The following is a 25,424-nucleotide window of genomic DNA, read 5'->3' as shown; positions in this document are numbered from 1 at the left end:
CGGACGCCAAGGGCGGGCAGGAGTTGAGTCAACGGTCAACCAGCCGTGGACGCGGGGCTTCACCCGTGGATTCCGCGTCGGTGTCGTCGGTGCCGACCGGGCCGCGGGGAAGCATCCGGTCCAGCCACTTCGGCAGCCACCAGTTGGTCCGGCCGAGGAGTGTCATGGTCGCCGGTACCAGCACCATGCGTACGACCGTGGCGTCGATGAAGATCGCGGTGGCCAGGCCGAGCCCGAACATTTTGGTGGAGGGGTCCTCGGCGACGGCGAAGGACAGGAAGACCGCCACCATGATGAGGGCGGCCGAGGTGATGATCCGGGCGGTGCGCGAGACGCCCTCGACGATCGCCGTGCCGTTGTCGCCGGTGCGCAGGTACTCCTCGCGTACGCGGGAGAGGAGGAACACCTCGTAGTCCATCGACAGGCCGAACAGGATGGCGAAGAGGAACATCGGGATGAACGACACGATCGGAACCGTCGCTTCCAGCCCGATGAGTGCGCCTCCCCAGCCCCACTGGAAGACCGCGACCATGATGCCGTAGGCCGCGCCGATGCTCAGCAGATTCAGCAGTACCGCCTTGAGCGGTACGAGTATCGAGCGGAAGACCAGCATCAGCAGCAGGAACGACATCGCCAGCACGGCGGCGACGAACACCGGCAGGCGCTGGCTGGTGCGTTGGCCCACATCGGACAGGCTCGCGGCGGCGCCGCCGACGTGGGCCCTGGCCGGGCCGTGCCCGATCGCCGTGGGCAGCACGTCGGTGCGCAGCCGGGCGATGGTGTCGGCCGTGGCCTTCTCCTGAGGGCTGGTGGTCGGGAACACCACGAGGGTCGCGATGCCGGTGGCCCGATCGATGTGCGTCGGCGCGACGGATGCGATGCCCGGATCCGCCGCGACCGTTGCGACGAGTCGGTCCAGCACTCCCGGATCACCGGTGGGGTCCGCGGCGATGACGAGGGGACCGTTGGTGCCCGGGCCGAATCCCTCGGCGACGAGGTCGTACGCGCGGCGCTCGGTCCGGCTCTGAGGCATTGAGCCGTCGTCGGGCAGGCCGACGCGCAGGCCGAGCACGGGCAGCGTCGCCGTCAGCAGCAGCCCCGCCGCGCCGACCGCGTACGGTACCGGGTGCCGGCTGACGTGCCCGATCCAGCGCCGCCACCCGGCGGCGTGGGCGGCGCCTGCCGCCGGGTCCTGCCGCCGTGCGAGTCGGCCCGGCATCCTGGTCTGCAGAGCCCGGCCGATCCGGCCGGCCCGCCCCAGACGCGGGCCCGCCGCGCCGAGGAAGGCCGGCAGCAGCGTCACCGACGCGAGCACCATCGTCAGGACGACGATCGAGACGGCAACCCCGCCCACCGTCATGAACGGCACGTTCGCGACCGCCAGGCCGAGGATCGACACGACGACGGTGCCGCCGGCGAAGACCACCGGCCGCCCCGCCGTTGCCACCGCTCGCCCCGCCGCCGCCTGCGGATCGAGCCCGCACGCGAGGTACTCCCGGTGCCTGGCGAGCACGAACAGCGCGTAGTCGATGCCCACTCCGAGCCCGACCATGCTGCCCAGGACGGGGGCGAAGGTCGGGACGTCCGTCACCCCCGCCAGTACCGTCATCGTGGCGACTCCGATGGTCAGCCCGAAGACCGCCATGCCGATCGGCAGGGCGGCGGCGACGAGCGAACCGAACGCCAGGAACAGGATCGCGGCCGCGGCGAGGAGGCCGATCAGCTCGCTCGCGCCGCCGTCGGGGTCGGAGAAGGCGTAGAAGAGGTTCCCGCCCATCTCGATGCGCAGCGGCAGCTCGGCGCGCAGCCGGTCGCCGAGATCGACGAGGGCGTCGAGGTCTTCGGCCGACAGCCGGCTCTGGTCGGGGTACTGCACCCGGACGACTGCGATCCGCCCGTCGGCCGAGACAAGGCCGCCGCGCACGGCGGTGTCCCCGCCCGTGTCGAGCGCCCCCGCCGGGTCGCTCGTGCCGAGCACGTGCGGCAGCCGCTTCACCTCGGTCTGCAGCCGCGTGAGAGCGGTGCGCGCGCTGCCGTGGTCGAAGAACGTCGCACCGCCGTCGAGGGGGGTGACGACCACTTGGGCGGTCATCCCCTCCTGGCCGGTGCCGGCCCGCTCGATCAGTTCCGCGGCCCGTTGGGAGTCCAGCCCCGGAGCGGTCATCGAGTCCGCGTTCCGCCCGCCGAAGGCGATCGCGGCGAGGACGGCGAGTGTGACGGCGATCAGCCATGCCGCGATCACCCGCCAGGGATGGCGGGCGGCGCTTGCGCCCACGCGCAACAGGGCTTTCGAGAGCATCGGGTCCTCCAACCACCTCGTCGGCCGTCCTTGTACGGCCGCCGATGCCGAGGCTCGTCGCCACGGCGCTCCGCGGCATCGGCCCGCGGGCCGCGGATCCGTCGGCCCCGGGGCGGAGTGACGAACCGTCCTTTCGGCCGATGCGCGGCACGCCGCGGTCCCTAGGCTGAGAACCGTGATCCGAGACGACCTGCGAACCCTGTGGACCGAACCCCGGCCGCCCGGCGCGCCCGCCCGGGTATGGCGGGACTGGGCGTTGCTCGCCGCGGGCCTTGCCGGTGTGGCGCTGGAGGCCACCCTGCGCGAGAACGTCGTGTGGCGGCCGGTGGCGGTGGTGTTCGCCGTATGGCTGTGCCTGCTGCCCCTGTGGCGCCGGACCCGCCCGCTGGCGATGGTGACGCTGGCGTTCGGCTCGGTGGTCCTGCCTCCGGTGGCCTCGCTCGTCGCCGCACCGAGCGAGCCCTTCGGCCTGTACACCGGCGCGGTCGTGCTCGTGCTGGTGTACGCGCTGCCCCGGTGGGGATCGGGACGCGAGATCGTGCTGGGCGGCGCGGTGATCCTCGCGGCCGGCGCGCTGTGTGTCGTCATGGACGAGACCCCGGTCGTCGAAAAGGTCGTGGGCTTCGTCTTCCTGCTGCTGCCCGGCGTGCTCGGGGCTGCCGTGCGGTTCCGGGTGACCGCTCGCGAGCGGCAGTTGGAGCAGCTGCGCTCCCGCGAGCGCGAGCAGCTCGCCCGGGAACTGCACGACACGGTGGCCCACCACGTGTCGGCCATGGTGATCATCGCCCAGGCGGGCCGGGTGCTCGCGGGCGCCGACCCGTCCGCCGCCGTCGAGGCGCTGGAGGGGGTCGAGGAGGAAGGGGCGCGCACGCTGGAGGAAATGCGCGCCATGGTCGCCGCGCTGCGCGACCGCGGGGTCGGCGCCGAGCTGGCGCCCCCTGCCGGAGTCGCCGATCTGGAGCGCCTGGTGCGCACCCCGGGTGGCCGCCTCAGGGTCGACCTGGGGCTCGACGGCGAACTGGACGCGCTGCCCCCGGCCGTGGACGCGGCCGTCTACCGGATCGTGCAGGAGTCGGTGACCAACGCGCTGCGCCATGCGGTCGACGCGACCGAGCTCGTCGTTCGGGTCGCCGCGGAACGGCACACGGTACGGGTGAGCGTGCGCGACGACGGCCGGCGCACCGGCCGGGGTCGCGACGGATACGGACTTACCGGACTGCGCGAGCGCGCGACCCTGCTCGGCGGCACACTACGAGCCGGCCCGGGTACCGACCGGGGCTGGCATGTCGAAGCCGAACTGCCGAGAGCGAGGAACGAGAGCGGTGTCCATTCGCGTCCTCGTCGCTGATGACCAGACGATCATCCGCACCGGGTTGCGGATCATGCTGAACGCCCAGCCCGGCATCGAGGTGGTCGGCGAGGCCGCGGACGGACACGAAGCGGTACGTCTGGCCCGCGAACTGCGCCCCGACGTCTGCCTGTTCGACATCCGCATGCCTGTACTCGACGGGCTCGAGGCCACCCGGCTGGTCGCCGGCCCGGGCGTCGCCGACCCGCTGGTCGTGGTCGTCATCACCACGTTCGACCTCGACGAGTACGTCTACGGCTCACTGCGTGCCGGCGCCCGCGGATTCCTCCTCAAGGACACCGGACCGGACCTTCTGGCGCAGGCCGTACGGTCGGCGTCCGACGGTGAGGCGCTCATCGCGCCCAGCGTCACCGTCCGTCTGCTCCAGGCATTCGCGGACCTGCCCGCCGGCCGGCCCGTGGCCCAGCCGGTCTCCCCCGTCACCGCCCGCGAGGAGCAGGTGCTCCTCGCCGTCGCTCGCGGGCTGACCAACACCGAGATCGCCGATGCACTGCACATCAGCCTCAGCACGGTGAAGACGCATCTGGCCAGCCTGATGGCCAAACTCGGCGCCCGCAACCGGGTCGAGATCGCGATGTGGGCCTACGAAACGCGCCGTATCCTCCCCGGAACCTGAGCCCGGTGCCGGGCCATGTCCCAGTGCACCGGTCGGCTCACGTCGGCTCCACCTGCCTCACCCGCCCCAGAGCGTGACGTACCAGGAGGCCGGAACTGGGACGGTGAGACACCCGATACGACAAGACTCCCGACAGCTACCTCGCCGCCGCCACCTGCACGCCTCGATGATCTGGATCAAAGACCTCACCAGGACCACCCGATGATCACGACTCGATACGCGCCCCAGCGATGCCGTCCGCGCGTAACCGCCTCGCCACGTGGCGGCCGTACTGCTGCGCTCAGGCTCCGTCGGTGTCCGCACTCCACACAGCCGGCCCGCCGCCGCGCCACAGGCCGGCCCGCCGCAGGAACTCCAGAAGATCGCCGGGGCCGAGGGCGCGGCCGAGGATCTCACCGTCGACGCGGACGCGGCGTCCGCCCTCGGCGTCCGGCGGGTAGTGGTGTCGGGGCGGCAGTGGATACACGCGGGGATGCCCTGGGCGAGGAGCTGCCGGATCTGCTCGGGGGTGGCGGGGGAGCAGCGCTTGCCGGTGTCCCAGCAGTGTCCGGTGTGCAGGCGGACAGGGGGCCGGCCGGTGCCGATTCCGCGCTCGATCAGCTACGCGGGCGGTTCCTTGGGCGGCAGCCGCCGGGCGGCGAGGGCTTCGCGCTCCTCGGCGACGGCGAGGGCCTGCTCCGCGCGGCCGGAGTTCGCCGCGCAGGTAGGTCACCAGGGTTCGCAGCCGAGGCAGGTCGGGCGGCAGATAAGCGGCTGCTCATTTATTAGCGTGGCTCCGGGAGACGCCGGGGAGCGCCCGACCGGGGTCACCCACGACCAGCCGCACGCCCTGGAGCTCTGCCCGCGCTTGGCCGTCCTCAGCGAGGGCGCCATCGCCACCGACGGGCCGACGGGCCGACGGGCGGGATCGTCGCCGACGAGGAGCTCATGGCCCGGCATCGCCTGGAGCTGCCGTTCGGCTTCGTGCCGAGCTCCGCCGCCTGACTTTGGTCCGACCGGCTGGATGTGCCGGTGGTTCGTGCCGGGGTGCTCCGCGGCGCGGCGGAGTCGAGGATATGAAGGGAATCGAACGGAATCGGATGGAAGTTCGCCATCCGGTCATTCCCGAACATCAACCTCAGGAGTCGCATGATGCGCCCCATCAGAGCGGCCTGCCTCGGCACGGCCACGCTGGTCACCCTCCTCGCCTGCACCCCCGTCGCGGCCGCCGCGACGGACACCGGTTCCGCCCAGGCCGGGGACAAGGACCGGACCATCACAGTCCTGGCCGAGGTGCAGCAGCTGACCCGCTTCCCCGTCACCCCCGGCAGCGTCTCGCAGGGCGATCGAGCCGTCGTCCGCTCGGACCTCCTCGACGAGGCGGGCAACAAGGTCGGCGAGACCCACGGCGCCTGCACCACCACCCGGGGCGGCGCCGATGAAGCGCAGCAGTGCGCCGTGACCTACATCCTCCCGGGCGGCCAGCTCATCGTGGAGGGAGTGTACTTCAACTACCTCGACCAGGGTCCCTTCGACAACGCGATCACTGGCGGCACCGGGGAGTACAAGAAGGCTCGCGGCTGGGTCCACTCCGACACGATCGCCACAACCCCCAAGGTCGTGAGGCGCTTCACGATCCACCTCGTCTGACGGACCCGGACGTCCGCATCACCCCGGAATCCGGCCTTCTCCCCTCGCGTCGCACCATTGGAGACGGTCGTACGAAAAGAAGTGCGTGCCAAGGGGACGTCCAGGGCGGCTCACCCCTCAGATCGTCAAACGCGCCGACGACATGAGTGGTTCGTGGTGCTTCCACGCAGGTGGGTGGTGGAGAGGACGCTGAGCTGGCTGATGCGCTCGCGGCGCCTTGCCCGGGACTACGAGACCCGGCCCGAAAGCAGCGAAGCCGCCGTCCTGTGGTCGATGACCACGCTCATGGGACGCCGCCTCGCCCCGCCACCGGAGCCGAAACCTCACCCGGCAGCCCGCCTCGGCGTGAACACCCCGGGCCGCTCCTCGGCCAGCCAGCCCCGCTCCACCAACCACTTCCCCTCCGACCGCACCCCGCGACCTTCGCCGGCACCGCTTCCAGGCCCAGCCGCCCGGCCAACTCCCGCGCCCGCAGCCCGGACCGCCCGCCTCCGCCTCCAGCACGCCGGAGCTTGTCCGCCGACTGTTCCACGACGACCGGTGGCCAAGGCCGCACCCCGTACCTCCGAACGTACTCCGCGGTCGAAGCCACCGGTGCGGCTGTCCGCAGGCGGTCGTGATCTGCTGCCTCATCCGTTCGCGCGGCCAGGTGCCGGTCGGGAGCGACAGAAACAGGCTGGGCGCATGCCCGCGAAATCCGTCCAGCCGGATCCAAGACTTTTTTCTCCGCCCTCCGGACTCCGCACCGCCTGCTGCCTCCGCCACGCGGGCTGGGTCCGCGGCACCGCCACGTGCCCCTGCCCGCACGGCCGATGCCTGGCCCACCTGGACGCGGCGGCCGGTCCGCGTGGCGTGCCCTGGCCGACGGGCACGACACCGAACTGTCCTCGCCGGATGGCTGGGCGCGCGCTGTGGTCGGCATTACGGGTGGGCCTGCCGAAGATCGCCGGCCCCGGGACGGCGGCCGCGGAGGGGGCACGGTGCCGATGGACGGAGTCGGCGGACGAGGCCTCCAAGTCGTCCAGGCCCGTCGGGGAGCCGGCCCCGCGCCGCTGGCCCGGGCGCCGCTTGGTGGGCCGGGTGGTCGTGCCGCTCGCCGTTGAGACGGCGCAGGCCGCAGTGCCGCACGGGCGCCGGAGTGGTGGGGCGTGGCGCAGGCGCCAGTCTGGTGGCGGTGTCGGCGCGTTCGAGCCGCAGTAAGGCGGATCAGGATCCGGCGGAGTGGTTGCCGCCGTCGGCGGATGCGTTGTGCCGGTATGGGTCGGAGTGGACGGCGACGAAGCTCCGGTGGGGCCTGGCGGTGGATGAGGCGGAGCGGGAGCGGCTGCTGGACATCGCGGCTGGCTGCGGCGGCCGACGTGGAGTTGACCCCGCCCCATAGCGGGCCGCAATGCAGCGGGCAAGGGTCGTCACTACTGATCTTTTCGTAAGTTCGGTGGGTGTGGTGGGTGGATGGTCAGGCCGGTGTGGGTGAGGAATGACCACGGCAGTTGGGGGTTTGTGTTGATGCGTTGGATGCCTTGTTCGGTGGCGTCGGCGACGTCCGCGAGGTGGTCGCCGGCGAGGTTGGCGAGCTCGCGCTTCTTGAGTGAGGACCACAGCAGCTCCACCGGGTTCAGCTCGGGAGCGTAGGCGGGTAATCGCTCCAGGGTGAGCCAGTCCTGTTCGGTGACCCACGCCCGCATCGCCCGGCTCCAGTGAGCGGACAGGCCGTCCCACACGAGGACCACGTTTTCGCCGCGGTAGAAGACCTTCATCTGTTCCAGGACCTTGATGAGCCCGGCGGTGTCGTAGCTGCCGGGCTTGAGGTGAAAGCAAAGGCGGGCCCCACGGTCGGGGTCGGTGGAGTGGTAGCCCAGTGCCCCGGCCATCGACGCGCGCTTCCAGTTCAGGCGGTGCCGTAAGAGCGGGGTGCGGCCCCGGGGCGCGTAGGTGCGGCGGATCTGCGGGAGGAGCGAGACGCCTGATTCGTCGAGGAACACGATCCAGGCACGTGTGTTCACGGCCCCTTTTTGATGCGCGGCCACTCATGCGCGATCCAGCGGGCGATCTCCGACTCGTCCCGCTCAACCGCCCGCCGCTCGGGCCGTTGCAGGCTCCATCCGAGCCGGCCGGTCAGCAGTCGCCACACCGACGCCCGTGAGAGGGACACCCCCGTCACACGCTCGACCACCACACCGACCCGTTCCAACGTCCACAGATCGGCCTCGAAGCCGTGGGCCTGGGCGCCCCGCTTCAACGCGGCCCGCACCTCTTCCACCTGGGCATCGCCCAACTTCGGCCGGCGGCCGGATGCCGGCCGCCGCCGCATCGCCTGAGCTCCGCCGTTCTCCCATGCGCGTCTCCACCGACGCACACTTTCGGCATGGACCCCCACCATCCCCGCGATCTCGGCGTTCGAGCGGCCCTGCCCGAACAAATCGGCCGCACGGACTCGCCGAGCCTCCGCCAACTGCGGCCTCGACAAAGGAGGAACAGACCACCCAGAAACCGTGGACGATGGTTGAGACGACACGACAGAAGACTCTCACCCATCCACCCACCACACCCAACGAACTTACGAAAAGATCAGTAAGAGGTCATCTCATTTGGATTCTGCGGTAGCAGATGAGGGTGCAGGCGATGCTGGTGAAGGCGAGGAAGCGGTCGGCCTTGCGCTCGTAGCGGCGGTGGAGGCGGCGACAGCCGGCGAGCCACGACATCGTGCGTTCGATGGTTCAGCGGTGACGGCCCAGTCGCTGTGAGGACTCGATTCCCCGGCGCGCGATGCGGTGGGTGATGCCGCGTCCTCGTAACCATTTCCGCAGGTGGGCGTAGTCGTAGCCCTTGTCGGCATGGAGCTTGCCGGGCTTTCGGTGTCGGCGTCCCCGGCGGGAGCGGATCGGTGGTATGCCGTTGACCAGTGGGATCAGGGCCTGACTGCCGTGCAGATTTGCCCCGGAAATACCGATGGATATGGGCAGACCAGTCCGTTCGGTGATCAAGTGGATCTTCGATCCGTACTTGCCCTTGTCGACAGGATTCGGACCTGTCAGGTCCCCCTTTTCAAGGCCCTCATGTTGACCGAGTCGATGGCGCAGCGGGACCAGTCCAGATCGCCGCGGGCGCCGAGTTCGTCGAGGACCAGGCGGTGGAGCTTGGCCCACACCCGGGCCCTCGACCACTCGGAAAACCGTCGGTGGGCGGTCGCCCCGGACGGCCCGAAAGACGCGGTGGGCAGTTGCTGCCAGGTGTAGCCGGACGTGGCCACGAACACGATCGCGGCAAGCACCTCCCGATCCCCATGCCGGCGCCGCCCACCACCCCGGAGCCAACCGCAGAGGCCCCAAGTCCCCATCCCGCTGCGGGGGATGGGGACCCGCAGGGGGAGCGCAGCGGACCCCGCGGAAGCCCGGAGCGAAGCGCAGGGCTCCCGGCCGGAGGCGAACAGCCTCCCCCGCCCGTGTACGCCTGGGGTTTCAGGAACTCGTGCCGAAGGCGTTCATCGAGAGGGGGATGGTCTGCCCGATCGAGCACAGCTCGGTGGGCTGGTGCTGAGCTGCTCGGGCGTCCGGCCCGGTGGCGAGGAACTGTCCCGTGGTGGATAGCGCGGCAGCGGCTGCCTGGCGGAGTACGTGGCGCCCCATGGGTATCCAGGGTGGCAAGGCGGGGTGGAGCCGCCGCATACCCTGTCCGGCAGCCCCGGTACCTCGCATTTCACACGGCCCGGCGCGGGAACGTGCGTGCGACTCGCGCGTATGTCGGGCAGCGCCACCCGCACGGTGCTCTGCAGCGACCCCGGGCGGGCCCGGATCGTGCTGGGAGGGAAGGATCGTGGGGGCGTTCCCCCCTCCGCCATCACCTCCACAGGCGCCGTGCGCTGCTGGGGTGTGGGTGTTCAGGCGTCCTTCTCCCTCAGAGGCTTGTAGGCCGCGTTCCACGTCCAGGGCTTTTCGTGGAGGTCTGTCACCAGAATGCGGAACAGGTCTCCATCGAAGTTGGCGCCGTAGAGACCGCGGTCGATGGTGTGGCCGTTGATGACGATCGTGGGTGTGCCGGGGCCGATCGGATCGTCGCCGGTCTGCCGGTAGGCCTCCTGGGAGGCGGTGACGTACGAGCGGTACTTCATTGTCCTGACGGCCTGGTCGAAGGCCTCGTCGCGGAGTCCGGGGACTTCCTCGGCAAGCTTGAGCAGACGTTCGGCGGTGAACCCGCCGCTGCTCTCGACGGCGGGCTGGTTCTCGAAGAGCACCTTGTGGTATTCGACGAACTTCCCCTTCTCCAGCGCGGCGCGCAATGCGTTCACGGCCTGCTTCGAGCCGTCGCCGCCGAGCCGGTTGTCCTTGAAGGAGGCGAGGGTGTACTCGGCCTTGATCTCCCCCTCGAGCAGGAGCTCCTGGAGTTCTGCGCCGCCGGTCTGCTCGTACTCCTCGACGACGGGGCAGCGCGGGTCCTCATAGACCTGCACCGTCGAACGGGCTGCGGGATTCCCGACCACTATCGCCGTACCGTCCGGAGCCATGCGTTCAGGCAGCTGCTCGGCGGATCCGTAGCTGGTCGTCCCGCCCCACTTTGCCGCGGCTGTGTCTTCCGTCCCGGATCCGCCCCGTGCGCATCCAGCGGTAATCCCTACGAGCCCTATGGTGATGGCCGCACGGGCCGTTCTGCTGACCTTCATCGAACTAGAGTCCCTCCCCTGTGAACAGGCGGACTCTACGGGGCCGGTATGACAGTCGCATTGCGGTTTTCCCGACGGCAGGATAGTGCTGTAGCCCCCGCGTGACCGGCCCGACCGGTCCAGGCAGGGAACTGGCGGCAGCAGCCCTTCGAGCAGGCATTGCAGGGTGCGCCGGCTGATCGATCGGGTCCAAGCCGATCTCGGTGACCTCACATTCACACCACGAGGACCGCATGAACACCGCCATGGTCGACGGCCGCCGCGCCGGCAGTGACCGCCGCCGCCAACGCGTGAAGAACGCCATCCAGCAAGCCACCCAGAACAGCACCGCGATCGGCGCGAGCGGCATCGCCCGGCAGGCCGGGGCGGACCGCACCTTCCTCTACCGCCACCGACCTGCTCGCGCTGATCCACGCCGCCGAGCTCCAGCCGGCCGCTGACACATCCGGTGGCCGCCCGTCAGCCTGGCCTCCCTCCACACCGACCTCGCCAACGCGCACGCCCGTAACACCTGGCTCCTCACGCAGATCCGGCACCTGGAAAGGAGGCTGTCGGAACTCATGGGCGAGCACGTGTGGCGTGAGTCGGGACTGGGCGCCCAGGCCGACCACGAGGAGGTCCGGCGCCAAGCCACCTGCCTGGAACAGGCGAACATCGAGGTGTCGGCGAAGCTGGAAGAGACGCAGGCCGAACTCGACGCGGCCCGTGCAGGCAACCGCGAGCTGACCTGGGCGCTGAACCACCGGGGCGGCCCGCACCGATAAGGGCAGGTGACACCCGGGCGTATTGATCAGAAATTCATGGGGTTCTCGTCCAGGACGTAGCGTACGTGCGGGCCGCCGAAGTAGTCGCGGACGATGTGCGGCTGACGCTGGCGCCTATAGAAGAAGCGGCGGGTCTCGGCGGCGAGTTCGGCCTGATCGCGGCCCCGGTGCTGTTTGGGCAGGCTGTGCTTGAGGCGTTGCCCAGCTCGCCTTCGTTCTGGAGCAGGCGCCGGATGCTCACCACCATGGCCGGTACGGCCGCTGTCTCCGCCCTGCCGTCCATCTTCACCCTGACCGCCGGCCCCGCCTCGGCGGCCGAGGGCGACCCTGCCGCGGGCAACGGCCTGCCCGACACCGATCGGGGCAAGGCCGTGTGGGCGGACAAGACGGGTGGGCGGGCGGTCCGCGAGGCCGCTGCCCTCGCCCTTGCCGGCCCTCCGGCCGCTGTCGCCGCCTTCCTCGCGAATGAGTTGCCCGTCTCCAAAGCGGACGACGACCGCTTCGCCGTCCTCAGTGCCCTTCCTTACGCGGACAAGTCGGTCCGCGAGTCGGCCGACGCGGCTTTGTCCGCAGGGGATGCGGCGATCTCCGCCTACCTGCGTGACGGTTACGCCCAGGCATTGGACACGGATCTGCGGGCGGCGGTGTTCCCCGTCATGGACAACAGCGGTGCTGCCGTCAGGCGGGAGGCCACCAAGGCTCTGGAGTCGGGTGCTCCCAAGAACGCGGACCAGGCCACTGCCGCGCGCCAGGCCGCCCAGACCGCGCGCGATGCGGTCGCTGGCGCGCGCAAGACGGCGGCAGTCGCCGGCAACGCCGCTGCCGCCGCCAGGCGGGCGTCCACGGCGGGTTCGGATGCGGCGGCCGCGGTCCGAAGCGCCGCGTTCACGGCCGACGCCGCCGCCGACGCCGCCGGCACCGCTTCCGGCGTGGCCACCACGAACTTCCCGCGGCCGCCCCCCTGGGCGAGAACCCGGTCGTCGCCACCACCGACGACATGGTCTGGCAGGAAGCCCCTCCGGGTCCTCAGCCCGACCCGGCTCTTTCCAGCTCCACTTCTTCTTCCGCCCCGGTTCACCCCACGACCGCTGCTCCTGCAGGGCACCAGTCGCACGAACCACGCGGGGCCCGGCAACCTCTCTCCAGCAGTACCCGACCCAAGGAGGTGCTGCTGGCCGAGGCGGTTGACCACCCCGGGATCGGTCCGGGCTGCGCGCTGAGTGGGGGTATGTGGGTGTCCTACTACGACGAGGTCTCCGTGACCGACGCAGGCAAGCTGGACATCGACCACATGGTATCCGCGCCTGCGACGACATGAGCTCGAGCTCAAGCTGCTCACCACGTCAGCGGCATGCCGTTGACGTATTTCCATGAGCGCATCCAAGGATGTGCGACGATCACGATGTGGTCATACCTGCCCCTCCAGCGTCCGATGCACCGTGCTCGCCCATGCGTTCCGCGTCGGCCATGTCCGTGCTGGCAGCACTGCTGGACCGCTCACTGGAGCAGATGGCGGAGGCTGCGGCAGACGTCCGCCTGTTCGACCGGGAAGCCATTCGCGCGGCATCGGATGTGTGGGACAACAACCTGTTTCCGCTGTTCTGGGCTGCGAGCACGTCCCGTGCCGGTGAACGTGAGAGGCGGGCGACGACCGTTCTGGAGTGGATGGCCGGTCTCGGCGAGCGGCGGCGTGTGTGGATGACAGAGCAGGCGGCGATGGCCGGGTACGACATCGAATCGCTCCTGCCACCGGCCAAGCCGCACATGCCAGGCCGCGACTCCCTCGGCCATGTCATGGCACCGCAGTTCCGGCTCACTCGCCAGAGCGTGGACGAGCTGGTCCCCGACTACGATCTGGCGACGGCGTCCGTCCGCCACCTGCAGGTAGAGCGGGCCGGTACTCGCCTGACTGCATATCTCCAGTTGGTCACCGACCGCAAGTTCACTGTCGACGAGTCCGCGCCACCTGCCCTGCTGGACGTGTGGCTGGATGACGTCACTGACATCGCCTTCGACCTCTCCGACACGCGGGGAGCGATCCTGGACCCCGGAATCCGGGAGATCGGGATTTCCCTGGGCTCGGGCGGCCGGCTCCGCTCCGCTGGCGGCGAGTATCGGCTGGACGATCGCTCATGGCACCTGTCAGCTGCCGGCCGACGCGCAGACGCGCTCACTCCTCCCCGTACCGGCGGGCCGAACCGTCTGCGTCGGCCGCCGAGCGGAGAGCTGGGCTCCGACGCGTACGCTGCCGCTGCACTCCTGCACCAGGCCATGCTGGAGCTCCGCTCGGTGCGCTACGCCGCCCGTGCCGATCGCGTCCCTGTGCTCAAGCTGTGCCGCGCCTTCTCGGGAGCGGGTGAAGGGATCCTGGCCGCGGGGTCGCGGCGTGGCGCCCGCCGCCGTGAGGCGGCCTTCCGTGACGTGATCCGCGCCTGGGCCGGCCAGGGCGGCCCGGAACTCACCCGCTGGTTCGCCGGTGCTCTCAGGGAACGCGCAGGCCGCCCGGACATCATCGAGCTGCCCCGGGCTCCCGAACGAACCGTCTCCTCCCTCACCGACAGCCAGCCCGTGTGCGGTACGCCCGCGCAGGCCGCCCTCGTCATGGCCACCTGGACGGCGGCACACACCGAATACCAGACAGAGCGCCCGGCCGCCGCGCAGCTCCAACTCGCCCTGCCGCCCAACACTGACAAGAGCTCTTCGGGACCTTGGCGACTGCGCACTGTCGGCTGCACCGAGCCGAACTCCTTCCGCCTCCAGGCCGGCGCGTTCCAGGGGCCCGGCCCGCTCGTCCAGGTGGGGAAGCCCACTACTGCCTGTAGCCTCGACTTGCACGAGGGCGCCTTGCTCGTCGCGGCCGGAGCTGGCTGGAGTGCGTCCGTGGGCTGACCCTCACCCAGGGCTACCATCACTCAATCGTTTTCGTGACGGGCCAGGCGCCGGCGCAGCTCCAGGTTCTCGCCCTGCGCGACTTCCAAGGCCTCGCGGAGCTTCGTCACCTCCTCGTGGTGGATCTGCCGCTGTTGGGTGAGGCGGGCGCTGAGCGCCCTGACGGCCGCCGATGTCGATGAGCTGCCCTGAGGGACTTCGGGCCCAACTGGAGCCGGCCCGGCCTTGGCACGGTGCCGCTCGATCTGGGTGCGTAGGTCCGGGCTCCGATAGAGGAAGTCGGTGCTCACACCGGCCTGGCGGGCCACTGTGGTGAAGGTGACCGGCTTGTCCGCCTTGGCCAGCTCGGTGAGGGCGGTGCGGGCCCGCTTCTCTGCCTCCTGAGTGCGGGCGCGGGTGGCCTGGCGGAGGTGATCGGGCAGTGGTGTCATGTGGTCGGTTCCTTCTGTGAGGCCGTGGATGACGGCTCGGGGCGGTCGGCCGCGCCGGCTCCGCGCACCGCCCGGAGCTGTCCGTCCTCGTGGACGCTGACCTGGTTCAGGGCGACGAGGACCTTGGCCAGGGCGCGGGTCTCGCCGAGGCGGCCGGCGAGCCAGATGTTGTCCTCGCCCATCGGCTCTCCATGGCGGGCGGTGAACTGCGTCTGGCGGCGTGCGACCAGCGCCTCGGTCTGGGCAAGTTGGTGCTGGAGTTCGTCCCGGTGACTGGCATCGGTGACGAACTTGTCGCAGGTCAGGCACGCGTTGCCCTTGGTGCAGACCTGCCGGGGCGGCAGCATGCACCAGCCGTTGGGCAGCACTCGGTCCGCGCGATGGTCGAGGTGGAGGAGGTCGTAGAGGTCGCTCGGGTTCATCTCGGCGGTCCGGCCGTCGGCCGTGACCTTCTTGTAGCGGAGGAATTCGCGCTCGGCCGTCACTGACAAGGTCTTGGCGTAGTGCATGGTCATGGCCGGGGTGATGTGTCCCAGGTAGCGCATGACGACGTGGATCGGGACGCCGGCGTTGATCAGGTCCGTCGCCCGTGTGTGCCGGAAAGTGTGGGTCTTGGAGATCGTGACGGGGCGGCCGACGCTGTCGGTGATGGCCAGAGTCTTGGTCAGCGCGCCGAGTCGGCTGTGGAAGGTTGCCGAAGCGTACGGCCTTTTCCCGAGCCGGTTGTTCTTGGTCTGCAAGAAGAGATAGCGCGGGTCCGTTCCCGCCGGGGCGCCTTGGGCGGTGATGAACTCGCGGGCCCACTCTTGCTGGAGGCGGATGATGTCGACGATCTCCTGGTCGACCGGGATTGTCGGCGGGTCACCACCGGTGATCTTCGTCTGCTGATAGGCGAGCCGAGCAACGAAACCGTCCGCCTCTTTGTTCTCCTGCTTGCCCGGTGACAGGAGCGGTAGCAACGGTTCAAACTCCATCATCAGGACCTCGTTCATGCGTCGGCCGGTCCGAATCAGCAGCATGAGCGCGTGGAAGGTCTGCCGGTCGTCGAGTCCGCCCCCGGCCGCGGGGGCTGCGAGCACTTCGGAACCTGCGGCAATCTTGCTGATCACCTCGTCGTCCAGCGCCATGTCGTCAGGTGGCCGGTTCGTGAGCCGTGGCTTGTCCTCAAGCCGGAACAGCACGCAGTGGTGCATACCGAGCCCGCCCCAGCGCCGGTCTCCGAGCACCGTGACGGCCTCGGCACGGTTGTCGTACATCCACCGGTAGAAGGCCTCGATGGTCACCAGCGTGCTGCGGCGGCTGTTCTTGGAGAGCTGGCCGCCCTTGTTCGGGCCGGTCATCGCGATGTGACTGTTGAGGGAGTCCACGAATCCGCGCAACCAGGTCCGGAGCTGATCCGGGATTCGACGAGCTGAGGGCCGGAGCAGCCGGCCTGGTCGATGTACCACTGGAACCACTTCAGGCGGTCGAGGCGACTCTTGACCGACGACCACACGTACCGCTCCGTTGACAGCTGCACCGACAGCCACCACTTCGCGGCCTCCCGGAACCAGTCCGTCGTGAGCTGGCTGAAGTTGGCCACGGACCGGCCCCAGGGCTCGTGCTCGCGCTGCGGGATGCGCCGATCCAGACCGGGGTTCCACACGTCCAGCCGCCACCATTCGCCGTCGTGGTAGGCATGGGCCAGGCGGTCCTGGAGATGCTTGACGCTGTTCAGCACATGCGTGACGAGACTCGCGTTCCGTGACGGGTCGGTTCGCATGACCGCACTCTGCACTTCGCGTGCCCACTCCTCGTGGGAGAGTGCCGTCAGCGACCTCGCGGAACGTGCCTGCGGCCCGCCGTACGCGATCGCGAGGACCAAGCCCCGCCTGAGTTCCTGGAACCGCACTGTGGTGATGTCGTATCCCTCGGCAACTTGCTGATGGACGCACCAGGCCAGTTCCCAGATCATGGGCTCGGGTAGACCGCGGAAGCTGATCGCCTGGGAATACCAGCCCTTCTCCCGGTCGCTGGTCCGCTTGGTGAAAGTCTCGCCGTAGTCCTCTGGCATGTTGGCCGAGTCGAAATGGTCCTGCCGGTGCTCCTCCGGCAGACTCTCCCACTGGCGCCGCGCCTTCTCCTCGCTGAAGAACCGGGCCACGGACAGGCGCGGGTCTCGCTTGTCCTGCCGCTCACGTTCCGGAGTACGCGGCGAGGGAACGGCCGCCGTCTCGGCTACCAGGTGAACGATTGGCTCAGCTTTCATGACGGCTTTTCCCAGGCTTGCGTGACCTTCTGCCAGTCCGCACACGCGCGCAGCTCGGCGTCCTCGGTCACATGGGCGTACGTGTTGATCGTGGTCTGGATGTCGGCGTGGCCGAGCCGTCGGCTGACCACGTGCATGGGAACGCCCGACAGCAGCAGGGCTGTGGCATGGGTGTGCCGGTACCAGTGCGGTGTCATGTCCGGTGGCAGGCCGGGGACTTGCTGCTTCCGCGCAGCCAGGTGCTTGTAGACGCTCTCCGCCCTGAGCGGCGCGAACCGGCGTCCGCGGTGCACGTTGCAGAAGATGTACGCGTCGTCCCAATCGTCCAGTTCGACGTCGGCGCCGGCCTCGTACAGGGCCCAGACCCAGTCGCCGTAAAGGCGGTCCAAAGCCGAGCCTATGAAGACGCGGCGGTGGCCGCTCTTGGCTCGTAGGCCGTGCGGGTGGTCCTCACGGTGGACGACCTCGACTGCGCGGTCGTACCCGTGCCGGTCTTCCAGTCGCGGTGCCGCAGGCCGAGGGCCTCGCCAAGACGCAGCCCGGTCTCCTCCAGCAGGGTCCACAGCAGGCGGTATCGCAGTTCGCCCGACCAGACCGCGCCCGACGAGTTCCAGGTCGCCTCCGCCTCGCGGAGCGTTGACATCTGGTCGGGCAGCAGCACCGGCACCGGTTTCGCACGTACACGGATCTTGACCACGCTCGAACGCCGTCCGGTTTTGCGCGCCACGTGCTCCAGGAACGGCAGGTAGCCTCCCGGCCGGGCCTTCACCGTCTCGTACAGCCGTCCCGCGACCTCGACCCCGCGAGCAGCGTGATAGCGGTAGAAGCCCATGACCGCGCGAGCCCGGCTCGCCACGGTCGCGTCGGCCGCCTTCGTACCCTCATGGAGCGGCACCACATCCTCAGCCACACTCCCGCGACGCAACTGTCCGACGAAGGTGCCGAGTTCAGTAATTCCAATCGCGTCCCACGCCTACGCCCGCCGCTCCAGAAACGACCACCACAGGGCGAGGCCCCGCGCGTAGCTCTTGAGGGTGTTGGGTGAGCAGTCCCTCGATCTCAGGTACTCCAGGTACTGCTCAACCGGCACCGCGACACGGTAGTCCTCGCCGATGACCGTCCACGTCACACCTTTCCCCCGTGACCAACCGCTGCGTACTTGCCACCATCACCCCATCTGTGATCGCTGTCAGCGGCACCTCTCCGCTATACCGGATAGCGCAGCGCTCACAGGAAGGACACGGTCCACCACGCCACGTCACAGATGTCAGCGGCAGCAAAAACAGGGTGCGGATAACACATGGTGCCGCTGGCGGAGGCGTGGGACTCGGGGGCCTCGGCGTGGACGGCGGCGCGCCGGGAGGCGTACGCCAACGACCAGGGCCAGGCGGCCTCGCTGGTGGCGGTCACGGCCCGCTCGAACCGCAGCAAGGCTGACCAGGACCCGGCGGAGTGGCTTCCGCCGTCGCCGGAGGCGTTGTGCCGGTACGGGGCGGAGTGGACCGCGACCAAGCTCCGCTGGGGCCTGGCGGCCGATGAGGCGGAGCGGGTCCGGCTGCTGGACATCGCGGCCGGCTGCGGCGGCACGGAGGTGGAGTTCACCCCTGCCCCGTAAAGGGGGCCGCAGCGACGTATGCAAGGGCCGTCACCCGCCCGGGTGGCGGCCCTTCCTTGTGCGGCCGGGTGGCGGCGCGGCGGGAGGGCGCGCGGACGTCGGGCGGAAGCCGCCGTGATCGGCTTCCCAGGCCGGCAGAACACGCGACGGCTGGAGGTCGCGTACCCTACCCGCGAGTAAGCTCGGGTGGAGTAGCAGGGAGGGCACCGATGGGGCGTCAGCGGCATCTTGAGGAGTCCGTTGTGGTGGACGCCGCGCCCGAGGTCGTCTATCGGCTGGTGGCGCACCTTCCCGACATGCGCCGCTGGAGCCCGGAGTGTCGCCGGGTGTGGGCACGGACTCCTGCGCGCACCGGCACGCGCTTCGTCGGTCTTAACCGGCGTGGACCGTTCGTCTGGTTCACAACGGGCCGAGTATCGGCCGCGCGCATCGGCGAAGAGTTCACATTCGACGTTGGGGTCTTCGGGCTGCCGATCGCCCGCTGGGGCTATCGCTTCGCCGCTGAAGGGACGGGCACTCGCGTCACTGAGACCTGGGAAGACCTGCGTACCGGGCGCGGCTCGCGCTTCACCGACCTCCTCGGCACCGTCTTTGCCGGCACCACCCCTGAGCGCCGGATCGCCGTGAACCGCCACGGCATGCGCACGACCCTCGCCCGGATCGCGCGGGCGTCAGCACCCGCCTCCTGACCCCAGAACCGGCTCGATGCTGAGCCTGTTCCAGCGCACCGACCCGCGCGGGACTGCCGAGCGGCTGCCCACGAAGGTCACGCTCAGGCAGGTGATGTACCGCCTCGCTGCCGAGGGCGTGCTGCCGCACACGCCGCCGATGTACCGCAAGCTTTCCGCGCAGCTGGCTCAGGCCCGGCGAGAGGGCCGCTTGCCCGACCTGATCGACACCGTCCGCGAAGTCCACGTTCCGCCGGCCTGGCCGAGCGCGGACGCCCTCGTGCGCGAGATGCCCGACTGGGTCCGCCTCGACCGCACCGCAGGGCCAGGAGCACGCCATGTACGTCGCCGCGGAGAAGGACACGCTCCGACAGCAGCTGACCGGCTCCTGGAAGCGATGGCGGCTGGCGTCCTCGTCGTGGCCAGCGATCTGCCGGGTATCAGGGCCCAGACCGGACGCGTTGAGGCGGCTGTGCTGCTTCCTCCGGGCGACCCGTGGCGCTGGCGGCCGCCGTGGACCGGCTGTTGCGCCGGCCTGACGAGCGGCGGCGCTTGGGCGCCGCGGGGATACGCCGGTCTTTCTTCGGCCCTCGCATGAGGACGCCCTGACGCGGGTGAAAGCCATCTACCGGCGCGTGAAGACCGGAAGCCCGTACGCGGAGCTGTCCTGGCCGGCCTGCGAACCCGGCCGATCCGTCCGGATGAACTCCCCAGCCGGCGAGCGGGCCGGGGCACCGTTGGCGGATCGCGCGCACGGGCCGGCCTTCCGGCCCAACAGCGAAAAGCAGGCGGGGCCGGGCCGGCCCGGGAGCCGCCTCTCTCATGACGGGCGCCCGCACGGTCACGCGAAAGGCTGGTATCCATGCCGAACGGGTGATCATGGTTGGAGCAGGAGGTTTCTGCCGGAATAGGGTCTCCTTGGTGCCTTTCGGCGCCGGGCCGGGAAGTTGGGGCGTCCCGAGCCCTTCCATCGGCCTGCACAGGAGGACGACGGCAATGGCCGGATACGCGCTTTCTTGCGAGGAACTGTCCAGCATCGCGCGGAAGCTGGACGTGTCCTCGCAGACCATCAAGGGCATGTTCGCTCACCTGCAGGGCTCGGTTCACGGCATCGGAGACCTGTGGGAGGGCGACTCCGCCACTGCGTTCCACAGCCTCGCCGAGCAGATCCACGCCAACAGCCAGAGGGTTCACCAGTGCCTCACCACGGTCAGTGAGCACCTGGAGCGGCCGGCGTGACTTACAGCCGACCGGAGCTGGACACGCAGTCCAGCATCTCCGACATCATCAGCCGGCTCGGCTGACATCACCCGCCGTCCAGACACCCAGGGGAAACCGATGACCATCCGAGTCACCTACGCACAGCTGCAGTCCACCCAGGCCGACTTCCAGACCACAGCCCAGGGGCTGCGGATGGAGCTCGACGCCGTGACGTCCCTCCTCCACAAGCTCGCCAGGGCCTACGAAGGCGAGGCGTCTGAGCTCTGGCAGCGCGTCGAGCTTGACTGGGGCAAATCCACGACGGAACTGCACCAGATTCTCCGTGACACCCAGCACAAGCTCGGGGCAGTGATGACCGCGGAGAAGAAGAACGCCGGTACGTGAGACTGATCGCCCAGTGGGCTGCCCGCTGGCACCGCCGCGCCAGGCACACACCGCGATCACCGCGCGCTCAAGCCGGGTAGCTGTGTTCAGATCCCTGATCTGTGACGTTGCGTGACGACGGGCAGGTTCGGTCAGGGGTGTGCGCTGAGTGGTGGCATGGGGGTTCGGGAGCGGGTGCTGATGGTGCTGTAGCCGAACCAGGCGCTGCCACTTCGAAGCCGGTGGCCTTCGCGCGGGTGCCCGCAGGGCGGGGTGACGACCCTGCTGGAGGACGACGAGGAGCGGGCTCGCCAGGAAAGCGCAGGGAGACTGCCGGGGCGGAAGCCCCAGGGGTGATGACGTCCCGGGGCCTTCACTTCGCTGACCTCCCCGCTCAACGACGAGCCGGGCAACCTGTTACGCCCAGTCCACCCCCAGCTGCGCGAGGGCGGCGAGCTGGTCGGCGGTGAGCTTGTCGCGCCGGGACTTGGTGTTCGAGACCCACACCCCTAGCTTCACCACAACCGGCTCCGCTTCGCCCTCGACCGTGACCTCCTCGCCATGGGAGCGGGGTACCGGCCGGTGGGCGCCTTCCCGCTCGACCCACTGCGCGAGGGCTGCCAGGCCCCGCTGGAACGCCTGCTGCGCCTTGCTCGGTCCCTTCGCCGCACGCCCGGCCGCCGGGGCCGGAGGCGGCGCCTGGGCGGGTCCTACGCCCAGTGCGGTCAGCCGTGCCTGCTGTTCGGGCAGCAGCCGCGCCCAGGTGGCCGGCTGCTTCTGCTGCTGGAGCCACCGGCCGATGTCGTCGCCGTCCATCAGCATGCCGGGGGCGATGTCGGGCAGCTGGCCGTCGGCGTCGACCAGGTCTGCCAGGACGCGGTGGTGGCGCTGCCAGTCGAGTGGCCAGGGGCAGTTCCAGTCCTTGTCGATCGCGGCGAGCTGCGCGGCCCGGGTCGTGGCGGTGTCCTGGTTCTTCCCGAGTCCGTTCTTGGCGCCCTTGCGGCGGAGGTTGGCCATGTACTGGCCGATGGGCACCATCTCGTCGTCCTCGCCCCACATGGCGTCCTGCCGGGGTGCAAGGTGTCCGGTGGCCTTCCGGTAGGACCTCAGCACGGCGAGCTTGGCCTCCCACGCCTCCTCGCCCGGCTCCCAGACCATCCCGGCCTCCGGGGCGTCCAGCAGTTCCTTGCGCCGGTCCTCGAGTTCCCCGGTGCGCAGGGCTTTGCGCTGTTGGTGCACCCACCGGCCGAGGGGGAACGCCTTGGTGACGCCGACCTCGGTCTCGGTGTCGTACGGGACGGCGTGAAGGCCGGTGATCTCGTTCTCGGCCCGCCACCGGATGAGGGCCTGGTAGCCCTCCAGCCACACCAGGGATTCGGGTCGGTAGACGCGGGTGCGCAGGAACGCGGCGATTGTGGCGGCGTCGCGCGGGCTGGAGAAATGCAGCAGCGCCGACTCCGCGGCCGCGTCGGTGTCGTCCTCCTGGTCCTTGCCGTCACCTTCGCCGCCGGTCCCGATGATCCGTCCGTCCTCGTCGCGCCGGAGGTGGACCTTGCGCTTGCCGCTGGTGAGGGCGCGGGAGGCGAGCTGCTCGACGAGGCGGTCGTCATGGCTGCGGAGGCCCTGGAGGACGGCTACAAGAGGGCGGAAGCTGGAGCTGGCGACCATGTCGGCCGGGTCCTCGTTCGGTTTCAGGAAGACGGGCACGATGATCCGCGCGACCTTGGTGGAGCCGTCCTTGCTGAGTCGGAGGGCCCGGCCGATGTTCTGGACGATTTCGACCTGGGAGCCACGGGTGTCGGCGAAGCAGATCGCCTCCACGCCCCGTTCGCCGGTGATGTCGACGCCTTCGCCGAGGACGCGTACGGAGGCGAGGAACGCCCGGTGCACGCGCCGGTTGTTCGCGTCGATGCCGTTGGCGAACTGCCGCAGGACCTCGCGGCGCTCGGTGACGAGGTGGTCGCCGCACAGCCAGGCCGACCAGACCCGGTCCGGCGGGACGTGCCGGCCGGCCTCCAGCTCGTAGAACTCGGCGTCGATCGAGGACTTCGGCAGCTTCTCCGCGGCCGCCAGGTCGGCGTCGGAGGCGTCGGTGACGTACAGCTCGGCGGCCGTCTCCGGCAGCTTCTCCGCGAACGCGGCCGCCTCCTCCACCTTCTGGTGGAACGTCATGACCGTACGCAGGTTGTACGCCGCGGCGTGCTCGAGGAGGGCGGCCTGCAGCAGCGCCAGGCGCCGGCCCCGCTGCGCTTCCTCGGACTCGCCGAGGACGGGGGAGGGGTCGTGGATCTCCAGGACGTCGATTTCGAAGCCGGCGAGGATCCCCCGCTCGATCGCCTCGGACAGCCCGAGCTCGGCCAGCCAGGCCCCGTAGGTGCCGTCCGGGTCGTCGGCCATGCTCGCGATCTCCACCTCCTGGCCCCCAGTGCCCTTTTGCGGCCAGGCCGCCGCGAGGATCCGCGGGGTCGCGGTGAGGTAGAGCCGGAAGTCCGCCGGGATCCTGGCGTTGTCGTGGATGGCCGCCCACGGCCGCCCGAGATCACCGGCAGTGCTGTGAGCCTCGTCGACGATCGCGAGGTCGAAGCCCGCCATCCGCTGCCCGTAGAGCCGCTCCCCGCCCGCCAGTGCGGCCTCCAGGGGCCCGCGGACCTTGCGCTGGCCCTCGGGTGCGTCGAGGTCCTCGCGGTCCACGAGGGTGGCGTACGTAGCGAACACGACGACCGGCCCGGACGCGGCCCACAGGGCGAGCTGGATGGGGTTGGTGGTGGTGCGCACCCCCAACTCGTTCAGGACCGGGTCGTTCTCCAGGGAGCAGACAGCGATCATCGGGGCCCGGTGGCCCACCAGCCGCCATGCCTGGGCGGTCTGCGCGAGGAGGTCCAGGGTGGGGACGGTGACGAGGATCCGGCCGTCCGGGAAGGACTCCAGCGCGCTTGCGGCTGCTGTGATCGTCTTGCCGGACCCGGTCGCGGAGACGATCGTTCCCCGGGCCCCCTGCGGTGGCACCAGTGATCTTGCCGGGAATCCTACCCATTGTCGAAACGCCGATTTCTGGTCTACCTGATGCTCTCGGAGCTGGATCACTGCTAAACGCCTTTCGCGATGCCGTTACGGAGCAGCTCTTCTTTCGTGAGGCGTGTTACCAGCCGTGCTCGGAGGGGCCGACGATGTGGTGGCGGATCTGTTGGGCGAGGTGCTGTGCTCGTTCGCCCTCGGAGGGGCGTACGTGGGCGTAGACGGTGTGGCCGTCGGCGGGCTCGTGATTGGCGTTGATGTTGAAGCATGCTTGGACGCCGGTGCGCGCGTGCTCGGGTTCGAGGTCGAGCTCAGGCACTGCCGGCCAGGACAGGGCCATCCATGCGAGCTGCCCCCAGGTCGCGCGAGACAGGACCCCAGGCGCCCTTATGAGAAGGTCGCTTGCAACCCGCGCCTCTACCGATACCGTCAGCGGCAGCAGAGAAGCCAGCACGGCATCGTCCTGCGGCAGTTCCGGACCCCGAAGATAGGAATCGCCTCCCCAGAACAGGGTGTGCGGGAACAAGGTGTGCGGGAACAGCCCTGCGGTACACCGCACGTCGTCCACCCGAGACAGCTCGGCATCCAGGTCCACGGTCGCATCAGCCCGCAGATCCCCGCACCGGACCAAAAGCTCGGCTACGGCAATGACCGCTTCTACGTCGCCGAGCAGATTCCGATAGACCGGGTAGGCCCTCGCATTCCCCATAACCGTCCCAAGCTCCCAAGACCACATCACCTATTTCTGCCAATGGTACATGCTGCATCACACGATGCAGCATGTACCAGGGCCCAACCCGAATGCCCCTGCAGCCGGCCTGGCCCGCAGTCGACGGACCCCACCCGGAAGCGCAGCGGACCGACCGTCGCCCCACCCGCTGTGCAGGCAGGGCGACGCTTGCACAGCGGGCAGCGCTGTCGGTTGACCGCAGCGAAGCGGAGGGCCAACCGACCAAACGCAGTGACTGGCTCTCCCCCGTGACGCCGGGCTTCCACAGGACCAACACCCCGGACTAGGCTGGCAGTTGTCTGCTCTCTCCGACGGGGGGAGGGACGTCCCGCCTCGAAGGGCGGGACGGCCCTCGAACAGGGAGGAGGACAGGCATGAGTGATGACCGGAAGTCATCTCGCCGGAGTCGGCTGGCTGCGGAGATGGCGAAGCGAATTGCTGTGGCACTGAGCGCCCGCGCTTTGTGGTCAGTGATCGTGGAGCTGATGCGCGGCGAGAGCTGATCCCGGAGAAGGCGGGTCCTGTACCCCCGCGCAGGCTCCGCCTTCTCAGACCCGGTCGGAACGACGATCCGCGCACAGCCAACCACTCCAGCCACCCTCCCCGCAGCTAGCGGGCAAGTCCTGGAGGCGAAGCCGGAAGGACCCGGGGGTGGGAGCGGAGCGGACACCCCAACGGCCGAAGGCCGCTGACCCCGTGACACGGGGTCAGCCCTGCGCTGTGCGCGGGCCCTTGAGGCTGCAGAGCAGCCTCTGTTCGGGATGGAGCGAAGCGGAGTCCCGAACCGTCCGGCGCAACGCGCCGGACCCCGGCCCTTGGGCCGGCACTGGGCTCGCAAGCGAGCCCGCCGAGGCGCAACGCGCCTCGGTTCTCTCCCATGCGCGCAGCGCATGGGGACCCGCTCCGCGGG

At 69.8% G+C, this 25,424-nt stretch carries 25 protein-coding genes and 5 pseudogenes; 14 read left to right on the top strand and 16 right to left on the bottom strand.

Annotated elements, in window-relative coordinates; all coding sequences use genetic code 11:
- Positions 1 to 28 precede the first annotated feature (28 nt).
- Positions 29 to 2,299: an MMPL family transporter gene (locus tag AC067U_RS19335; protein ID WP_478830946.1), complete on the bottom strand. Its 2,271-nt coding sequence runs from the start codon at positions 2,297 to 2,299 to the stop codon at positions 29 to 31.
- 175 nt (positions 2,300 to 2,474) lie between these two features.
- On the opposite strand from AC067U_RS19335, the gene AC067U_RS19330 reads away from it, so the two are divergent.
- Positions 2,475 to 3,647 (top strand): sensor histidine kinase, encoded by a 1,173-nt coding sequence (locus tag AC067U_RS19330; RefSeq protein WP_478830945.1) that lies wholly within the window; start codon positions 2,475 to 2,477, stop codon positions 3,645 to 3,647.
- Entirely contained in the window at positions 3,622 to 4,284 is a 663-nt protein-coding gene (locus AC067U_RS19325) for a response regulator (protein ID WP_478830944.1), read from the top strand. The genes AC067U_RS19330 and AC067U_RS19325 overlap by 26 nt, the downstream gene beginning before the upstream one ends.
- A 280-nt stretch (positions 4,285 to 4,564) precedes the next feature.
- Here AC067U_RS19325 and AC067U_RS19320 read toward each other — a convergent pair whose 3' ends face one another.
- Both AC067U_RS19320 and AC067U_RS19315 read right to left on the bottom strand, forming a co-directional pair.
- A complete protein-coding gene (locus AC067U_RS19320) occupies positions 4,565 to 4,750 on the bottom strand; it encodes a hypothetical protein (RefSeq protein ID WP_478830943.1) in 186 nt (61 codons plus the stop codon).
- 35 nt (positions 4,751 to 4,785) lie between these two features.
- Positions 4,786 to 4,842: pseudogene (locus AC067U_RS19315) on the bottom strand (DUF6233 domain-containing protein); the annotation flags it as partial.
- 247 nt (positions 4,843 to 5,089) lie between these two features.
- Between AC067U_RS19315 and AC067U_RS19310 the strand changes: the two are divergent.
- From AC067U_RS19310 to AC067U_RS19300, 3 genes and pseudogenes are all read left to right on the top strand, one after another.
- A pseudogene (locus tag AC067U_RS19310) lies at positions 5,090 to 5,268 on the top strand (cobalt ABC transporter ATP-binding protein); the annotation flags it as partial.
- Positions 5,269 to 5,415: 147 nt separating this feature from the next.
- The gene (locus AC067U_RS19305) at positions 5,416 to 5,913 is read left to right on the top strand and encodes an allene oxide cyclase barrel-like domain-containing protein (protein ID WP_478830942.1); all 498 of its coding nucleotides are present in this window, start codon (positions 5,416 to 5,418) and stop codon (positions 5,911 to 5,913) included.
- A 150-nt stretch (positions 5,914 to 6,063) separates the two neighbouring features.
- Positions 6,064 to 6,231 (top strand): annotated as a pseudogene (locus AC067U_RS19300) (IS5 family transposase); the annotation flags it as partial.
- Positions 6,232 to 7,325: 1,094 nt separating this feature from the next.
- Here AC067U_RS19300 and AC067U_RS19295 read toward each other — a convergent pair.
- The 5 genes and pseudogenes from AC067U_RS19295 to AC067U_RS19275 form a co-directional block, all read right to left on the bottom strand.
- Positions 7,326 to 7,916: an IS630 family transposase gene (locus AC067U_RS19295; RefSeq protein WP_478830941.1), complete on the bottom strand. Its 591-nt coding sequence runs from the start codon at positions 7,914 to 7,916 to the stop codon at positions 7,326 to 7,328.
- The gene (locus AC067U_RS19290) at positions 7,913 to 8,428 is read right to left on the bottom strand and encodes a winged helix-turn-helix domain-containing protein (RefSeq protein ID WP_478830940.1); all 516 of its coding nucleotides are present in this window, start codon (positions 8,426 to 8,428) and stop codon (positions 7,913 to 7,915) included. Before AC067U_RS19290 ends, AC067U_RS19295 begins: the two co-directional genes overlap by 4 nt.
- Positions 8,429 to 8,492: 64 nt before the next feature.
- Positions 8,493 to 9,220: pseudogene (locus tag AC067U_RS19285) on the bottom strand (IS5 family transposase); the annotation flags it as partial.
- Positions 9,221 to 9,371: 151 nt separating this feature from the next.
- Positions 9,372 to 9,539 (bottom strand): hypothetical protein, encoded by a 168-nt coding sequence (locus AC067U_RS19280; RefSeq protein ID WP_478830939.1) that lies wholly within the window; start codon positions 9,537 to 9,539, stop codon positions 9,372 to 9,374.
- Positions 9,540 to 9,790: 251 nt separating this feature from the next.
- Positions 9,791 to 10,570, bottom strand: coding sequence for a DsbA family protein (locus AC067U_RS19275; RefSeq protein ID WP_478830938.1), 780 nt, complete (start codon positions 10,568 to 10,570; stop codon positions 9,791 to 9,793).
- A gap of 233 nt (positions 10,571 to 10,803) precedes the next feature.
- On the opposite strand from AC067U_RS19275, the gene AC067U_RS19270 reads away from it, so the two are divergent.
- The 4 genes from AC067U_RS19270 (at position 10,804) to AC067U_RS19255 (ending at position 14,223) form a co-directional block, all read left to right on the top strand.
- The gene (locus tag AC067U_RS19270; RefSeq protein ID WP_478830937.1) at positions 10,804 to 11,010 is read left to right on the top strand and encodes a hypothetical protein; all 207 of its coding nucleotides are present in this window, start codon (positions 10,804 to 10,806) and stop codon (positions 11,008 to 11,010) included.
- Between the two features lie 120 nt (positions 11,011 to 11,130).
- Positions 11,131 to 11,334, top strand: coding sequence for a hypothetical protein (locus AC067U_RS19265; protein ID WP_478830936.1), 204 nt, complete (start codon positions 11,131 to 11,133; stop codon positions 11,332 to 11,334).
- A gap of 65 nt (positions 11,335 to 11,399) precedes the next feature.
- The gene (locus tag AC067U_RS19260) at positions 11,400 to 12,554 is read left to right on the top strand and encodes a hypothetical protein (protein WP_478830935.1); all 1,155 of its coding nucleotides are present in this window, start codon (positions 11,400 to 11,402) and stop codon (positions 12,552 to 12,554) included.
- 247 nt (positions 12,555 to 12,801) lie between these two features.
- On the top strand, positions 12,802 to 14,223 hold the full coding sequence (locus AC067U_RS19255) for a hypothetical protein (protein ID WP_478830934.1): 1,422 nt from the start codon (positions 12,802 to 12,804) through the stop codon (positions 14,221 to 14,223).
- A 23-nt stretch (positions 14,224 to 14,246) separates the two neighbouring features.
- Here the strand turns inward: AC067U_RS19255 and AC067U_RS19250 are convergent, their stop codons facing one another.
- The 6 genes from AC067U_RS19250 to AC067U_RS19225 form a co-directional block, all read right to left on the bottom strand.
- Complete coding sequence (locus AC067U_RS19250; RefSeq protein ID WP_478830933.1) at positions 14,247 to 14,654, bottom strand: DUF6262 family protein; 408 nt, start codon at positions 14,652 to 14,654, stop codon at positions 14,247 to 14,249.
- On the bottom strand, positions 14,651 to 16,021 hold the full coding sequence (locus AC067U_RS19245; protein WP_478830932.1) for a tyrosine-type recombinase/integrase: 1,371 nt from the start codon (positions 16,019 to 16,021) through the stop codon (positions 14,651 to 14,653). Before AC067U_RS19245 ends, AC067U_RS19250 begins: the two co-directional genes overlap by 4 nt.
- Positions 15,991 to 16,902: a hypothetical protein gene (locus AC067U_RS19240; RefSeq protein ID WP_478830931.1), complete on the bottom strand. Its 912-nt coding sequence runs from the start codon at positions 16,900 to 16,902 to the stop codon at positions 15,991 to 15,993. The genes AC067U_RS19245 and AC067U_RS19240 overlap by 31 nt, the downstream gene beginning before the upstream one ends.
- On the bottom strand, positions 16,899 to 17,291 hold the full coding sequence (locus AC067U_RS19235) for a tyrosine-type recombinase/integrase (protein ID WP_478830930.1): 393 nt from the start codon (positions 17,289 to 17,291) through the stop codon (positions 16,899 to 16,901). Before AC067U_RS19235 ends, AC067U_RS19240 begins: the two co-directional genes overlap by 4 nt.
- 8 nt (positions 17,292 to 17,299) lie before the next feature.
- The gene (locus tag AC067U_RS19230; protein ID WP_478830929.1) at positions 17,300 to 17,797 is read right to left on the bottom strand and encodes a hypothetical protein; all 498 of its coding nucleotides are present in this window, start codon (positions 17,795 to 17,797) and stop codon (positions 17,300 to 17,302) included.
- Positions 17,798 to 17,875: 78 nt separating this feature from the next.
- The gene (locus AC067U_RS19225) at positions 17,876 to 18,031 is read right to left on the bottom strand and encodes a site-specific integrase (protein ID WP_478830928.1); all 156 of its coding nucleotides are present in this window, start codon (positions 18,029 to 18,031) and stop codon (positions 17,876 to 17,878) included.
- 168 nt (positions 18,032 to 18,199) lie between these two features.
- Here AC067U_RS19225 and AC067U_RS19220 point away from each other — a divergent pair.
- The 5 genes and pseudogenes from AC067U_RS19220 to AC067U_RS19200 form a co-directional block, all read left to right on the top strand.
- Positions 18,200 to 18,517 (top strand): annotated as a pseudogene (locus AC067U_RS19220) (HNH endonuclease family protein); the annotation flags it as partial.
- A gap of 209 nt (positions 18,518 to 18,726) precedes the next feature.
- A complete protein-coding gene (locus tag AC067U_RS19215; protein WP_478830927.1) occupies positions 18,727 to 19,206 on the top strand; it encodes an SRPBCC family protein in 480 nt (159 codons plus the stop codon).
- A gap of 16 nt (positions 19,207 to 19,222) precedes the next feature.
- The gene (locus tag AC067U_RS19210) at positions 19,223 to 19,783 is read left to right on the top strand and encodes a hypothetical protein (RefSeq protein WP_478830926.1); all 561 of its coding nucleotides are present in this window, start codon (positions 19,223 to 19,225) and stop codon (positions 19,781 to 19,783) included.
- Positions 19,784 to 20,181: 398 nt separating this feature from the next.
- Positions 20,182 to 20,424, top strand: coding sequence for a WXG100 family type VII secretion target (locus tag AC067U_RS19205; protein WP_478830925.1), 243 nt, complete (start codon positions 20,182 to 20,184; stop codon positions 20,422 to 20,424).
- Between the two features lie 99 nt (positions 20,425 to 20,523).
- Complete coding sequence (locus AC067U_RS19200; protein ID WP_478830924.1) at positions 20,524 to 20,790, top strand: WXG100 family type VII secretion target; 267 nt, start codon at positions 20,524 to 20,526, stop codon at positions 20,788 to 20,790.
- 396 nt (positions 20,791 to 21,186) lie between these two features.
- Here the strand turns inward: AC067U_RS19200 and AC067U_RS19195 are convergent, their stop codons facing one another.
- Both AC067U_RS19195 and AC067U_RS19190 read right to left on the bottom strand, forming a co-directional pair.
- A complete protein-coding gene (locus AC067U_RS19195; RefSeq protein ID WP_478830923.1) occupies positions 21,187 to 23,853 on the bottom strand; it encodes a helicase associated domain-containing protein in 2,667 nt (888 codons plus the stop codon).
- Positions 23,854 to 23,908: 55 nt separating this feature from the next.
- Positions 23,909 to 24,103 carry a hypothetical protein gene (locus tag AC067U_RS19190; protein ID WP_478830922.1) on the bottom strand — a complete coding sequence of 65 codons (195 nt, stop codon included), beginning with the start codon at positions 24,101 to 24,103 and terminating at the stop codon, positions 23,909 to 23,911.
- Positions 24,104 to 25,424: the final 1,321 nt, after the last annotated feature.

This window comes from Streptomyces sp. NPDC043853, assembly GCF_056436025.1.
Note: the sequence above shows the minus strand (reverse complement) of the source record. Positions and strands in the feature narration are given on the sequence as shown.